We start from the raw sequence: 14,855 nt of genomic DNA on the forward strand, positions 1-14,855 counted from the left end.
CGTCCTGTAAATGGCGATGCATCATGCTTGCCGTTACTACAGTTTTGCGGTAATTCATGAAAAATCCAAGAAGCCTTTCCACTCTCCTGTCCGTCAGCATCGCGGTACTGTGCATCGCGCCGGTGGCCGGGGTCAGCCTGCTCGCCAACGGGACGATCGGCAGCCGCCTCCGCGACCAGGCGGGCGCCGGCGCGCTGGATCTCAGTGCCCAGATCGCCGACAAGCTGGACCGCAGCATGTTCGAGCGGTGGCAGGACATCCGGATGATCGGCCGGATCCAGGAAACCCTGGAACCCGATTCCGATCCCGACCGGCTGCGGGTCAAGCTCGAGACCCTCCAGCGGAGCTCCCCCGAATATGCCTGGGTCGGCCTGGCGAGCCCGGAGGGCAAGGTCCTCGTCAGCACCGGGCGCCTGCTCGAGGGCGCCGACGTGTCGGGCAGGCCTTGGTTCCGGGCCGGCAGCCGGAACATGTTCGCCGGCGACGTCCACGAGGCGCTGCTCCTCGCCAAGAAACTGCCGCCGAACGCCGATGGCGATCCGCTGCGCTTCGTCGACGTCTCCATGCCGCTCAGGCGTGCCGACGGCGTTCCGCTCGGTGTGCTGGGAGCCCATCTCAGCTGGTCCTGGGGAGAGGAGATCACCGCCTCGGTCCTCGCTGTCCGCGGCGACCGGAGCGAGAGCGTCGAAGCGCTGATCGTCAGCGCCGAAGGCGACGTCCTGATGGGTCCCGACGGCCTGGTCGGCGGGAAGCTGGACCTGCTCAGCCTGGGCGCCGCGCGCCAGGGCGGCACGCGCTACGGCCTGGAGACATGGCCCGACGGCCGCGACTACCTGACCGCCACCACCCTCACGGCGGGGCATCGCGATTATCCGGGGCTCGGCTGGGCCGTGGTGGTGCGCCAGGACGCCGACAAGGTCCTGGCCCCGATCCGGCGGTTCCAGTGGAACCTGGCGCTGCTCGGCCTGGGCGCGGCACTTGCCGCCGCGTTCGTCGGATCTGTTCTGGCGAAGCGGATCACCCGGCCGCTGCTGGAGATCGCGGAGGCTGCCGACCGGATCCGCGAGTACGACCACGACGCCCGCATCCCCTACGCCCGCTCCTATGCCGAGGTCTTCCGGCTCTCCAGCGCGCTGGTCGACCTCGACGCGAGGCTGCGGCGACGCGTCTCCGGCCGGTCCAAGGCTCCCGCCGCCTGAACCGGCCGGGCTCCGCGCCGCCGGCGGCCTACTGGGTGGCCCGGCTGCCGAGCCCGGCCAGCAGGCCCCGCCAGTTCACCCGCGACACGTTGAGCTGGTAATCGTCCGAATAGATCTTCCGGATCATCCTGTCGCGGGTCTCGGCGTCGTGCAGGAACTTCACCATGAACGCGCCGTCGCGCTCGTCGACGACCGTGACCGGCATCACCCCGACATCGGCGACATGGAGCAGGAAACCCTCGCCGACATCCGTCGGGACGGTCCCATGGATGCGCGCTCCGCCGATCGAGATATCGATCAGGCGCGCCGGGATCAGGTCGCCGGCCAGTTCCATCTCGACCTGCTCGTCGGTCGGATAGCGTTCGTCGCCGCGCAGCCGGGGCAGTTCGATGCAGACGGTCATCGCCAGCAGCAGGACGATCAGGTTGTAGAAGCTCCAGAACAGGATCACCAGCTTGCCGTCCCCGGCGCCGCCGTCCGGGGCGTAATCCGACAGCATGGCATAGGCCATGCCGCCGGCCGTCATCAGCGCCAGCGCGCCGAACCGCCGCATCATGACCCATTGCACGATCCGCCGGCTGCGCTCGCCTCCCTTGGCGGTGACCTTGAACTTCTGGCCCTCGGGCCGCAGCAGGCCGGTGAATACCGCCCGGTTGATCTCGAACATGGTCAGCACCTGGCTGACATCGTTCATGATCGGGATGATCTTGCCGTGCGTGGTCCAGTTCAGCGCGATCATGACGGCGACGAAATAGGGTATGAAATATACCACCACGTCGTGGAACGGCGCGTTCACCGCGCTGATGCCGAACCACCAGTAGAGCGCCGGGATCAGCAGGCAGACCAGCCGGAAATAGAAGGTCGAGCTCCAGTAGAGCAGGGCGTCCAGCAGGCCGAGCCGGTCCATCCAGTCCAACCGGTTGCGCCGGAACGGGCTGAGCGGGCCGCGGACGATCTGCATCAGCCCCAGGCACCAGCGCCCGCGCTGGGTCACGTACTCCTTCATCCCCTCCGGGGCCAGGCCGTCGCTCAGCCGCTCGTTCAGGTAGACGGTACGCAGCCCATGCTGCTTCAGGCGCAGCGTGACCAGGAAGTCCTCGGTCACGCTGTCGGTCGGGAAGCCGCCGATCGCCTTCAGCCCGTCCCACCGCATCATCGAGGAGGTGCCGCAGCAGAAGGCGATGCCCCAGGCGTCGCGGCAGGCCATGAGATGGTCGAAGAAGAAGCGCTGCTCGTCCGGATAGGCCCGGCCGATCCGCAGGTTCGACTGGATCGGGTCGGGATTGAAGAAATGCTGCGGCGTCTGGACAAGCCCGACCGTCGGGTCGTGGAACAGGGCCAGCGTGCGGCTGACGAAGTCGTCGTGGGCGACGAAGTCGGCGTCGAGCACGACGATGAATTCCGGTTCCCTTTCCAGGGTCGCCAAGTGCGCCAGGCCGTTGTTGATGTTGCCGGCCTTGGCGTGGCTGTTGTCGGACCGCGTCAGGTAACCGATGCCCCGGGCGGCGCACAGATCGCGCAGCCAGTCCCGCCGGCCGTCGTCCAGCACCCAGACCCGGAGCGCGGGGTGGTCGATGCCCACCGCGCCGGCGATCGTCCGCGACAGGATCGCCTCTTCCTCGTTGTAGGTGGTGATCAGGACGTCCACTTGGGGCGGCCGGTCGGCCGGCCACCACCGCGCGTTCGCCGTCGCCTCGTCCCGCCGGTCGCGGGTCCTGGACAGGATCAGCGACGACAGGGTAGACCCCAGCATCACCAGGGTTTCCAGCGTCATGAAGGCGGCGCCGCAGACGAAATCGGCGTCGAGCGCCGGCGGCGGCAGCGTCTCGGCCAGCCGCCACGCGATATAGCGCCAGCCCATGCCGACCGACACCAGGAACAGCACGGCGCGCACCCGCACGTCGGAGGTCGAGCAGAACGGCAGCACCGCCAGGGCCAGCCCGGCGATCACCAGCGACGGCGCCATGCCGGCCTCCAGGGCCGAGAAGACCATCGGCCTACAGGCCCAGCCAGGAGCGCAGCCGTCCGGTCGCGCCGCCGATGCCGGAGAACGAGATCTTGCCGGTCCGGCCGACCGCGCAGTTCGCCTCCGGGTCGTGCAGCAGGCCGGGCACCGACAGGGCCACGTCGTAGCGCTGGAGATGGTCCGGCCCCGGGCTGATCGCCATGTTGTTGTAGACCGTCGCGGCGCCCGAGCCGGCGAGCCGGAGGACCACCGCGTCGTAGCTCCGGCGCGTGCCGGCCAGCCGGAACCGGGCGGGGTCGCCGACCCGCAGGCGGTTGTAGTCGCGCTCGCCGACCGACGCGGTGACCACCGTGGTCGAGCAGTCCAGCAGACGCAGGATGTCCTGGCCCTTGCGGGCATATTCGCCGGCGCCCAGCGCCGCTTCCCAGACCCGGCCGTCCACGGGGGAGTTCAGGAACGCCTCGCGCATCCGGCCGACCCGCTGGCGCTCCACGGCGATGTGGTCGCGCACCTTGGCGAGCCGGCCGGTGCGCTCCTCCAGGCCGGCGCGCAGTTCGGCGGCCAGCAGGTCCAGTTCCATCGTCCGCTGGCTGGAATAGGGCGTGTCGTTGTAGCTGTCGCCCAGGAAGGTGCCCTTGGAGGCCGCCGCGTGCTGGATCCTCAGCGTCTCGACCCGGGCGGCGGCCGCCTTCGCGGCCAGGGCCGCGACGCTGTGGCTGGCGCTCGCCTTGTCCAGCACGGCCGCGGACTGGATGCCCTTGGCCTTCAGCTCCTCGGCCCGCACCAGGGTGGCTTCGGACTCGTGGCTGGTCGCCCGCGCGCCGGCCAGCATGGCCTCCGCCTCGTCGATCTGGGCGCGGAGCTGGCGGAGCCGGCCCTCCTGGTAGGACAAGGTACGTCCGGCCAGTTCCGCCCTGCTGCCCTTCAGGTCGGCGAGCCTGGCCCGGAGCAGGGCGGTCTCCGCCGCCAAGGCGTCGGCGGCGCGCTCCAGGTCCTGGACCCGCGCATCGTCGGCCCGCTCGTCCGTGACGCTGCCCAGCGGCTCGCGGGCATGGACGCGCTGGCCGATCGCCAGGGGTTTCATTTCCAGATACCCGTCGATCGGAGACCTGACCATGGCGACCCGGGCATTGATCACGGCATCGCTGCTCACGATCGAGAAACCTTCACCGATCAGGATATATACACCCAAACCGGATATTACCGCTCCGGCTATCAGCTTAGCCGATTTGTTGGGCACCTTGATCTTCCCATATAGTATACTTCCAACTCCAGAAAGTATTACTGGAAGATTGTTGAGAATCGGTAAGCGTACCGGGATATGCAGGGCGTCGGCGCCGACGGGTCAGACCGGCAGCCGCACCACCGCGCGCAGGCCGCCGCGCGGGCTTTCCGCCAGCGTGATGTCGCCGCCGTGGCTTCGGATCACGTCGCGGGCGATGGTCAGGCCCAGGCCGACGCCGCCGGTCGACCGGTTGCGCGACTCCTCCAGCCGGAAGAAGGGGCGGAACACGTCCTCGTGGGAACCGGCCGGTATGCCGGGACCGTCGTCGTCTACGGTGATCTCGATCGCGTCTTCGCGCCGGCCGGCCTGGACCCAGACATGGTCGGCGTAGCGCCGCGCGTTCCCGATCAGGTTGGCCAGGCAGCGCTTGACCGAGTTCGGGCGGAGCGGCAGGCTCATCTCGTCCTCCAGGTGGACGTCGACGATTGCCCCGTCCCGGCGCGCGGCGCTGACCGCCTCGTTGATCAGGCGGTTCAGGTCGGTCGGGACCGGCGTCTCGGCGCCCTCGCCGCGGGCGAAGGCCAGGTAGCCCTCGATCATCTGCTCCATCTCGATCACGTCGGTCTTCAGGTCGTCCACGTCGGGCCCGTCGCCGAACAGTTCCAGCTGGAGCTTCATGCGGGTCAGCGGCGTGCGCAGGTCGTGGGAGACGCCGGCCAGCATCTCGGTCCGCTGGCTGATCTGGCGCTGGATGCGCTCGCGCATCACCAGGAAGGCGGCGGCGGCCTGCCGGACCTCCGAGGCCCCCTCCAGCTTGAACCGGGTCACGTCGCGGCCCTTGCCGAAGGCGTCCGCCGCCGCGGCCAGCCGGCGGATCGGCCTGATCTGGTTGCGCATGAAGATGATCGCGATGGCGAACAGCACCATGGCGGCGCCGACCATCCAGAGCAGGAAGATATAGGTCGTCGAGCTGAACAGGCGGCGCTCGGGCGCCATCACCGACAGTACGCCGTCGGCCATCTGCACGCGGATCTCGACCCAGTTGCTGGCGACCCGGGTGTCCACGGTGAAGGGCTTCCGCACGCGCTCGTCCAGCGCCATGCCGAGCGTGCGCTCCAGCAGGCTGCTCAGCTCCTGCCGCCGGTTCGGGATGACCGCCTCCGGCTCGAAGGTGATGATCAGGTCCATGGTGCGCGCCGCCATGGCCAGCGTGTCCGTCCGGTCGGCCATGGAGACGTCGCGTTCCAGCTGCTCGATCACCATGCCGATCTCGCCGGCCACCGCGAAGGCGAGCCGGTTGGTCATGGTGTCCCAGTGCCGGTCGTAGAAGATCCAGGTGGCGACCACCTGGAGCAGGATCACCGGCGTGACGATGATCAGGAGCGACCGCCCGAACAGCGTCTGGGGCAGCATCCGCTTGATCAGCCCGCGCGGCCCACGCCGGTCGGGGCCGTAGCTGCGCGCGGTCAGTTCATGTATCGCCGTCATGGCCCTGCCTCGTGAACCCGGGAATGGGACCCGGCCGGTATAGTCATTCCGGTCTCAGAACATAACCCTCGCCGCGCACGGTGTGGAGATAGCGCGGAAGCCTGGGGTCGTCCTCCAGCTTGCTGCGCAGGCGACTGACCTGGACGTCCACGGTGCGGGCATTGCCCACGATGCCGGCGCGGTCGGCCAACTCCTCGCGGGTCAGGATGGCGCCGGGCCGGCCCGCCAGCACCCTCAGCAGGGCCGCCTCGGCGCTGGTCAGGCGCACCGTCTCGTCGCCGGCGCGCAGTTCCTCCCGGTCGGGGACGAAGGTCCATTTGCCGATCCGCAGGTCGGCCATCGGCTCGACCGGGCGGGGCACCCGGCGCAGGATCGAGGTGATGCGCAGGACCAGTTCGCGCGGCTCGAAGGGCTTGCTCATGTAGTCGTCGGCACCGGCTTCCAGCCCGGCGATGCGGTCGTCCAGCTCGCCCCGCGCGGTCAGCAGCAGGATCGGCACCTGGCTATCCCGCCGCAGGCTCTCGGTCAGGTCCAGGCCGCTTTCCCCCGGCATCATGACGTCCAGCACGATCAGGTCGAAGGCGAGGCTGCCGAGCTTGGCCCGGGCGTCGGCCGCGTGCTGCGCGGTGGTCACCATGAACCCGTTCTTCACCAAGTACTTGCGCAGCACCTCCCGCAGCCTCAGGTCGTCGTCGACCACCAGGATGTGGGGCATCTCCTCGGTCATGGCGGCATCCTGTCAGCGTTGTCCGGTCAGCGTTGTTCTGTCAGCGTTGTCCTGTCAGCGTTTGGGGGGCGGGCGGTCCATCCTGGCGGTGAATTTCGGGCGGTCCTCGTCGTCGATGATCCCCAGCATGACCTCGCGGAAGCCCTCCACGGCGACGGCGCCGGCCTTGCGGTAGGCCTTGGCGATCCGCTGGCGCTGGCTCTCGGACAGCTGGCGCTCCAGCTCGACGCCCTTCTCGGTCAGCTCCAGCAACCGCTGGCGGCGGTCGCGCACGCCCGGCCGCTGGGTCACGAAGCCCAGGCGGACCAGCTCGCTCAGCACGCGCGACAGGCTCTGCTTCGTTATGCGCAGAATCGATAGCAGCTCTGTAACTGTGATCGCCGGGTTCCGGCCGATGAAGTATATGACCCTGTGATGGGCCCGCCCGAGGCCGATTTTGCCAAGGATTGCATCGGGTTCGGCGGTGAAGTCGCGATAGGCGTAGAACAGCAGCTCCATGCCCTGGCGCAATTCCTCCTCGCGCAGGAAGAGGGGGTTCACCCCGGTTTTTACGTCAGCCATGTTGACACAAGTGCAATCCGAATGTTACGTGTTACCCGCCATGCCGAGACATAATCTAACAATGAAAGTGGTTTGTGATGTCCATGCTTCCCTTCGATGACCGCGAGGGCCAGATCTGGTTCGATGGCGAACTGATCCCGTGGCGCGACGCCAAGGTCCATGTCCTGACCCACGGCCTGCACTATGCAAGCTGTGTATTCGAAGGTGAGCGGGTTTACAACGGTTCCGTCTTCAAGCTGACGGAACATTCCGAGCGGCTCGCCAAGTCCGCCGAAGTGCTGGGCTTTTCGCTGCCTTACAGCGTCGAGGAGATCGACGCGGCGACCAACCTGGTGGTCAAGGCGCAGGGCTACACCGACGCCTATGTGCGGCCGGTCGCGTGGCGCGGCAGCGAGATGATGGGCGTCTCCGCCCAGCAGAACACCATCCACGTGGCGATCGCCTGCTGGGAGTGGCCGAGCTATTTCTCGCCGGAGGCGCGGATGGCCGGCATCAAGCTGCAGACCAGCAAATGGGCGCGCCCGGCTCCCAACACGGCGCCGACCAGCAGCAAGGCCGCCGGCCTCTACATGATCTGCACCATGAGCAAGCACGCGGCCGAGAACGAAGGGTTCCACGACGCGCTGATGCTGGACTACCGCGGCCGCGTGGCCGAGGCGACCGGCGCCAACTTCTTCATGGCGGTGGACGGCAAGCTGCACACCCCGACACCGGACTGCTTCCTGGACGGCATCACCCGCCGCACCGTGATCGACCTCGCCAAGCGGCGCGGCATCGAGGTGATCGAGCGGGCGATCATGCCGGACGAACTCAAGACGGCCGAAGAGATCTTCCTGACCGGCACCGCCGCCGAGGTGACCCCGGTCGGCCAGATCGACGACCTGAAGTTCACGCCCGGCCAGATGTGCAAGACGCTGATGACCGACTACGACACCCTGGTGCGCGGCGCCACCGCGGCGGCGGCGGCGGAATAGCCTGTCGGCTCCGGCCATGGAGTGCTTCGGGGCGGCGGAAGTTTCGGCTTCCGCCGCCCTTCTGCTTTTGCTCCGGCCGCGCTTCACTTTGAACCGCCCCCGGTCAGCCGATGTAGTGCGGCGTATCAATGCTTTCCCTGGCTGTAACGTGCGCGGGCGTACATTGCGAAAGCGACAGATTACGAAAATTACATAGACTTATAAGCTTTGTCATCACCTCTGCGACATCTTGTTCAGATACAATCCCGAACTTCCGACTATTGTAGTGTCGGGGCGGGGCTGCCGGTTCTCGGACTGGACGCCCATGGTCTTGGACTGTGCAACCAATGCAAATCGGCTTCGGTGGTCAAGGAGGGTTCGTGATGGGAGGGCGTGTGGAGCAAGGCTTGGAGCCGGTCAGGAGCAGGTTTTCGCTCAAGAGCATCAATCAGAAGGTCATCCTGTCTGTTGCGCTGCTGCTGATCGGCGGGCTCGGCGGGCTCGTCGCCTATCAGAGCTACACGTCGCGCGTCCTGGCGCTCAGCACCTTCGACGACAGCAACGCCATCCTCACCGCGACGCTGAGTGACAACATGTCCAGCGCGGTGAAGTATGCGCGGGCCGAGGCGCTGGCCAACTCCTACAAGGAGATCGCGCAGAACCCGCGCGCCGGGCTGGACGGGGTGATGGTGCAGGCCATCGACGGCAAGCTCCTCAACGAGTTCGCGCAGCCCGGCTTCGACAAGTCCCTGCTCCAGGCCTTCGTCGAGTCCCACAAGCTGCCGGCCGACAGCAACATCGTGACGGCCTCGACCGACGACCACACCTACATGATCATCCCGGTGGCGTTCGGCAGCCAGCGCGAGCGGATCGGCACCCTGGCGGTCGCCTGGAGCCGGGCCGCCGTGATGAAGGCGATCGCGGACGACACCATGGCGTCGGCCCTGATCTCCATCGGGATCGTGGCGCTGCTCGTCACCGCGCTCTACCTGCTGCTCCGCCTCGTGGTCATTCGCCCGACCGGGGTCATCTCCGAAGCCATGGCGAAGATCACGCGCGGCGACCTGAACTTCGAGCTGGACCTGGTCCGGCGCGGCGACGAGATCGGCACCATGGCGCGCGCGGTCGGCGTGTTCCGCGAGAACGCGCTCAAGGTCCTCGACTTCGCCCGCGAGCAGGACCGCCTCAAGGCGGAGGCCGAGCAGAAGCGGGTCGAGATGGTCGGCAACATGGCCAACGACTTCGACCGCAAGATGGCGTCCGTGCTCGACACCGTGTCGCGGTCGGCCGACGAGATGGCCTCCTTCGCCCGCGCCATGTCGGAGAAGATGAACGAGGCCGAGCGCGGCACCGCGGAGATCACCCGCGCCACCGACACCACCATTTCCAACGTCGGCAACATCGCCGCGGCGACGGAGGAGCTGTCCGCCACCACCAGCGAGATCGCCCAGCGGATCAACGAGAGCGTCGACGTCGCCCGCAAGACCGCCAGCGCCGCCGACCAGACCAGCCGGACCATCGCCGACCTCGCCGCCCAGGCGCTCAAGATCGGCGACATCGTCCAGCTCATCAACGACATCGCGGGCAAGACGAACCTGCTGGCGCTGAACGCCACCATCGAGGCGGCGCGCGCGGGCGAAGCCGGCCGGGGCTTCGCCGTCGTCGCGTCGGAGGTCAAGGCCCTGGCCAGCCAGACCGCCCAGGCGACCGACGAGATCACCCACCAGATCATGGGCGTCCAGCAGGTCACCAACCGCGCGGTGGAGGAAATCCGCACGATCTCCGCCGTCACCGACGGCGCGCGGGAGATCGCCTCCGGCATCGCCGCCGCCGTGGAGGAGCAGAACATCACCACCCAGGACATCTCGCAGGCGGCCGCCCACGCCGCCAACGGCACCCAGGCGGTCGCCAGCAACATCAACGTGGTCACCCTGGGCGTGGTCGACGCCAGCCAGACGACCCGCCAGCTGCTGGAGGCGAGCCAGGAGGTGACGAAGCAGTTCGACTACCTGCGGACCCAGGTCAAGCAATTCCTCAACGACATGCGGGCCGCGTAGGCGCGGCTTCAGTGGCGTAGGTCGGCCTTCGCCCGTCAGGGCGAACGCCGACACACTGCGTCAACGCTCCGGCCACGCTGTCGGCGTCGGCCTTCGGCCGAGGCCGACCTACGGCAAACCGATCAAATCCACTGTGCAGGGCTACTAGCCGCGGCCCGTCCCATCCCATCCCCGTCTCAGCGCCCGCCTCAGCCGACGACCCGGTGCAGGGTGCTGGACAGGGCGTTCTTGATCCTCCGCTGCGCCCTGTTGGACCAGCGCTGCTCATAGGCCCGCTTGCGCTCCAGCCGGGCGGTCGGCTTGTCCACGTTCCAGGGATAATCGACCGCTACCACCGGCTCCGGCTTCTGCACGGCGAACAGCAGCGAATAGACCTTGCGGGGCCGGTTGGACAGATTCGGCCCGGCATAGTGCAGTGTGCGGCTGTGGTGGATCGAGACGGAGCCCTTGCGCAGCGGCACCGTCACGACCTTGTCCAGATCGACCCCGACCGCCTCCAGGCCCTCGATCCGCTTGTCGTCGCGGTAGTTGCGGTGAGTCAGCATCGGCCCGGTATGGCTCTCCGGAACGAAGGTCAGGCAGCCGTTCTCCTCGTCCACGTCCTGCAGGGGCAGCCAGATAGTAATGTTCTCCACATGGCTCCCGGCCCGGTGGAACGCCTGGTCCTGGTGCCAGGGGGTGGCGGAGTCGGGATGCGGCGGCTTGCTGATCGCGTGGTCGAATGAGAAGCGGGCGTCCGCGCCGAGCAGGGCCTTCGCGACCGCCTCCGCATTGGCCCAGAACGCCGTGCGCAGCAGTTCCGGCGCGTATTTTGCGGGGTGGAGCAGTTGCGGAAGCTTGAACTCGTCGCCCTGGTCCAGCCCGGCGATGTCGTAGAAATCGCCTTCCTTCCAGCCGGCACGGGTCCGGAACAGCCGCTGGAAGGAGCGGTCGATCTCGTCGACCTGGGCGGTATCGATGAAGTCGGGGATCGTCAGGTGCCCCTCCTTCCAGAAAGTGTCGATCTGATGCTTGCTGAGCGCCACCCGGGGCCGGCGCTTCACCAGGTTCCAGCGCATGTCGAACGGGAGCGTCTTGTGGAGAACCACGTCGAGGACGGTCAATTCGATCTCCGAACGAAACTAGTTACAGTTGATCCGATGCCGTCATCTTCCACGCCCGGGTAACGGAAATCATTCCGGAAGTTGTTCTAATCCGAGGTCGCGGCGCCGGAATCCCGGACACGCCGTCCTGGGCGCAAAGGTCGCGCCGACCGGGTAGGTAAATCGGATTGCGACAGGGATCCGTCCATATTACTACCAAGTGCGTTTGGTTTTTCATCGGGGATCGAATCATGGTCGGTCGGGCGGAAATCTTCACGAAGATCCTCGGCGGCCCGATCGCGGATTTGCTCCTGAAGTCCGCGGGACTGGACGGCGTTGCCCGCGGCGCCCATGCCGCCATGGACCTGCTGGCCAAGGATATCGACCAGCGGGAGGCCGCGGACAAGGTCAAGCGCCTCGCCGACCTTCTCGCCCGGGAGATCGCGACAGAAGGGGCCAAGGCGTTCGACGCGGAGTCCGTCGCCGTCGATGCCGGCCGGGTGGCGGAGGCATTGGCATCCGCCGTGCGCACCCTCGCGTCCGCCGAGGCGCTGTTGGCTCGGAACCTTGATGCCGGCCGCGTCGCCGCGACCCTGCGGGAGGTCCCAAGGCCGGACGATCTGGGCACGGCGGAGGCGGAACTCTATGACCATGCCCTGCCCAGGCTGGCCCGAGCGCTGGTCGCCAAGGCCGACTCGCTGCCCCGTTTCACAGGGGAGATGTCCCGCGCCTTCCTCGACCGCATCGACGCGCTGCTGGCCGGGCAGGGGCGGATGGCCGGAACCCTGTCGGCCATCGGAGCCGGCGTATCCCGCTTGGCGGGTGATTTCGCCGATTACGAAAGCCGCTTCCGGAACTGGATGGCGCGCACCAACGAAACCCTGGAACTGTTCGGCGCCGATATTCCCGAAGCTGCCAAAGAGCAAGCGCTGTCGGTCGCCTATGTCTCGCTCAGCTTGTCCCGGACCCGCAGGGATGGTGATTCGGAAAGCCGTACCGCCGAAGGTCTGTTCAATGCGCTGCCGGGTCTGGGCGGCCGGATTCTCATCCGCGGCGATGCCGGCAGCGGCAAGACCACGCTGATGCGATGGGCGACGGTGAAGATGGGGCAGGGGCTGGACGGCCGGTCATGGGAGACGGCACGCAAGGGTCGATCGGATGAAGACCCGAATCCCCCTCGCGATTGGCGTACGCTGGTCCCCTTCCTGCTCAGGTTGCGCGAATACGACGGCGACCTGCCAGACGTCGAGAGATTCGCCGACAAGGCCGCGGCCGACATCGGCACTCCGCCGGCGGGATGGATTCTGGATGTCCTCAGATCCGGCCAGGGCTTCATCCTGCTCGACGGGGTGGACGAGATCCCGAAGTTCCGCCGAGCCAAATACGCCAAGCGCATCAGATCGTTAACTGAGAACTATCCCGATTGCCTGTTCGCCGTGACGAGCCGCCCGACGGCGGTGCCCGGCGATTGGCTCGCCGACTGCGGCTTCGTCAATGCCGACATCAACCCCTTGGCCCCGCTTGACCAGACCCATCTGGTTGAGAAATGGCACCTCGCCATGAGCAGCGGAGCGGACGCGAAGAAGAAGGAAAGCCTCAGGGAGCACGAGGCGGCACTGAAGGACCGCCTTGTCGCAGAACCAGGACTGGCAAGGCTCGGCAGTAATCCGCTGATGTTGGCGATGCTTTGCGCTCTGCATTACGGCAGTCGAGGCAATCTGCCTCTACGCCAGTATAAGCTGTGCGACGTCCTGTGCCGGATGCTGGTCCACGACCGCGATATCCTGAGCAGGCTGAATGTCGGGACGATCGACCCGGATTACGGCCGCCTCGATGATGATCAGAAGCGCATGCTGCTCCGGGATATCGCCTATCACATGGTGGACGATACCAAGCGGCCGGGGGGATCGACCATCAGGCTTGATGCCCTTGACGGCATCCTTAAGGAAGCCCTGGCGAAGTTCGGCCAGACCGTCACTGACCCTGCGGCGCTCCGCGACGTGCTGATCGACCGCAGCGGCGTGCTGCGCAAGGCGACCAACGACCATGTGGATTTCATCCACAACACCCTCAAGGAATTCCTCGCCGCCGAGAAATTCATCACCTGTGGCTTCGCCGAGAAACTGGCGGCGCGGGCGGATCAGCGGGAGTGGTGGCCGGTCATCCTGCTGGCCGCCGGCGGCAACAACCAGGATTTCTCGGATCGGCTGATCGGGGATATCCTGGAGGCGGCCTCCAAGGTTCCGGAAAAGAAGAAACGCCCGCTGCACATCCTCGCCTGGACCTGCGGTGTCAATGCGGTCGCAGTCTCTCCAGAGCTTCGTGCCGAGTTGGCGAACCTTGAAGACGATCTGGTCCCGCCCGCCAATCTTACCGAGGCGGACATGCTCGCCAGCGGCGGGGAGAGGGTGCTCGATCGCCTGGCCCGTCGAAAACCGCGGGGTACGGCCCAGACCGTCGCGACCATTCGTGCTGTGCGCACGATTGGGACGAGCAAGGCAAAGTGCGAAATTCTGAAGTTTCGCGATACCAAAGCCAAGGCTGTCCTTGACGAGCTTGTGCAGATTCTCAATCCCCTAAGCCTGCCGCATGTTTTGGAGCGGCTCCGTAAGGGAGAAGGTCTGGAAGACGGCTGGCGCCGCTTTGTCAGCGACCTGTCCCCGCTATCCGGCCTCAAGGGGCTGCAATCCCTCGATTTGATGGACACGGGCGTGACGGACGTGTCAGCGCTGTCCGGCCTCACGGGGCTGGAATACCTCGATTTGGGACGCACGGGCGTGACGGACGTGTCAGCGCTGTCCGGCCTTACGGGGCTGCAAATCCTCGATTTGAGCGGCACGGGCGTGACGGATGTGTCAGCGCTGTCCGGCCTCACGGGGCTGGAATACCTCGATTTGGGACGCACCGGCGTGACGGATGTGTCAACGCTGTCCGGCCTCACGGGGCTGCAAATCCTCGATTTGAGCGGCACGGGCGTGACGGATGTGTCAGCGCTGTCCGGCCTCGCGGGGCTGGAACTCCTCAAATTGGGACGCACGGGCGTGACGGATGTGTCAGCGCTGTCCGGCCTCACGGGGCTGCAAATCCTCGATTTGAGCGGCACGGGCGTGACGGATGTGTCAGCGCTGTCCGGCCTCACGGGGCTGGAATACCTCGATTTGAGACGCACGGGCGTGACGGACGTGTCAACGCTGTCCGGCCTCACGGGGCTGCAAATCCTCGATTTGAGCGGCACGGGCGTGACGGATGTGCCTGCGATGTCCGGCCTCACGGGACTGCGTATCCTTGGCATGGATCGAGCCTCGCGGGCGTGACGGACATGGCCGCATTCTTCGATTTGAAGACGAGACCATTCATTGCGGGCTATGGAGCGCCCCGTTAATGAAGATGGCGCCGCAATCCTGAGCGCCACCGTGGATCACCTCTGCGGAATTAGCCGTCTCCCCTGTGCGTCGATGCGCCGGGCGCAGGCTGTGCCCTCGATGATCGCAGGTAGCGCAAGTCACATTCCCCGTACCGCCGGTGCCCGCTTCGCCGGGCCTGCCAGAGGGGTTCCCCCAATACGTGTCCATCCGTGTTCGCTAAACCCCAGTCCGA

General features: G+C 66.7%; 10 protein-coding genes. 4 read left to right on the forward strand and 6 right to left on the reverse strand.

What is annotated here, in order from left to right; translation table 11 throughout:
- Window positions 1-56: 56 nt before the first annotated feature.
- Window positions 57-1,199 (forward strand): cache domain-containing protein, encoded by a 1,143-nt coding sequence (locus JL100_RS04500; protein WP_202681662.1) that lies wholly within the window; start codon window positions 57-59, stop codon window positions 1,197-1,199.
- Window positions 1,200-1,227: 28 nt separating this feature from the next.
- Here the strand turns inward: JL100_RS04500 and JL100_RS04505 are convergent, their stop codons facing one another.
- The 5 genes from JL100_RS04505 to JL100_RS04525 form a co-directional block, all read right to left on the reverse strand.
- A complete protein-coding gene (locus JL100_RS04505; protein ID WP_228421070.1) occupies window positions 1,228-3,165 on the reverse strand; it encodes a glycosyltransferase in 1,938 nt (645 codons plus the stop codon).
- Window positions 3,166-3,196: 31 nt separating this feature from the next.
- Window positions 3,197-4,318: an HlyD family secretion protein gene (locus JL100_RS04510; protein ID WP_228421071.1), complete on the reverse strand. Its 1,122-nt coding sequence runs from the start codon at window positions 4,316-4,318 to the stop codon at window positions 3,197-3,199.
- A gap of 192 nt (window positions 4,319-4,510) precedes the next feature.
- Window positions 4,511-5,878, reverse strand: a complete 1,368-nt coding sequence (locus tag JL100_RS04515) for an ATP-binding protein (RefSeq protein WP_202681659.1) — start codon at window positions 5,876-5,878, stop codon at window positions 4,511-4,513.
- Between the two features lie 43 nt (window positions 5,879-5,921).
- Window positions 5,922-6,605 carry a response regulator gene (locus tag JL100_RS04520; protein ID WP_202681658.1) on the reverse strand — a complete coding sequence of 228 codons (684 nt, stop codon included), beginning with the start codon at window positions 6,603-6,605 and terminating at the stop codon, window positions 5,922-5,924.
- A gap of 54 nt (window positions 6,606-6,659) precedes the next feature.
- The gene (locus tag JL100_RS04525) at window positions 6,660-7,166 is read right to left on the reverse strand and encodes a MarR family winged helix-turn-helix transcriptional regulator (RefSeq protein WP_158044038.1); all 507 of its coding nucleotides are present in this window, start codon (window positions 7,164-7,166) and stop codon (window positions 6,660-6,662) included.
- A 77-nt stretch (window positions 7,167-7,243) separates the two neighbouring features.
- Here JL100_RS04525 and JL100_RS04530 point away from each other — a divergent pair, with 77 nt between their 5' ends.
- On the forward strand, window positions 7,244-8,140 hold the full coding sequence (locus JL100_RS04530) for a branched-chain amino acid aminotransferase (protein ID WP_202681657.1): 897 nt from the start codon (window positions 7,244-7,246) through the stop codon (window positions 8,138-8,140).
- A gap of 362 nt (window positions 8,141-8,502) precedes the next feature.
- Window positions 8,503-10,176: a methyl-accepting chemotaxis protein gene (locus JL100_RS04535; protein WP_202681656.1), complete on the forward strand. Its 1,674-nt coding sequence runs from the start codon at window positions 8,503-8,505 to the stop codon at window positions 10,174-10,176.
- A 188-nt stretch (window positions 10,177-10,364) separates the two neighbouring features.
- Here JL100_RS04535 and JL100_RS04540 read toward each other — a convergent pair whose 3' ends face one another.
- A complete protein-coding gene (locus JL100_RS04540; RefSeq protein ID WP_202681655.1) occupies window positions 10,365-11,279 on the reverse strand; it encodes a phytanoyl-CoA dioxygenase family protein in 915 nt (304 codons plus the stop codon).
- Window positions 11,280-11,509: 230 nt separating this feature from the next.
- Here JL100_RS04540 and JL100_RS04545 point away from each other — a divergent pair, with 230 nt between their 5' ends.
- Window positions 11,510-14,572 carry an NACHT domain-containing protein gene (locus tag JL100_RS04545; RefSeq protein WP_202681654.1) on the forward strand — a complete coding sequence of 1,021 codons (3,063 nt, stop codon included), beginning with the start codon at window positions 11,510-11,512 and terminating at the stop codon, window positions 14,570-14,572.
- The last annotated feature ends 283 nt before the right edge of the window (window positions 14,573-14,855 follow it).

It is taken from the genome of Skermanella mucosa (assembly GCF_016765655.2).
GTDB lineage: Bacteria > Pseudomonadota > Alphaproteobacteria > Azospirillales > Azospirillaceae > Skermanella > Skermanella mucosa.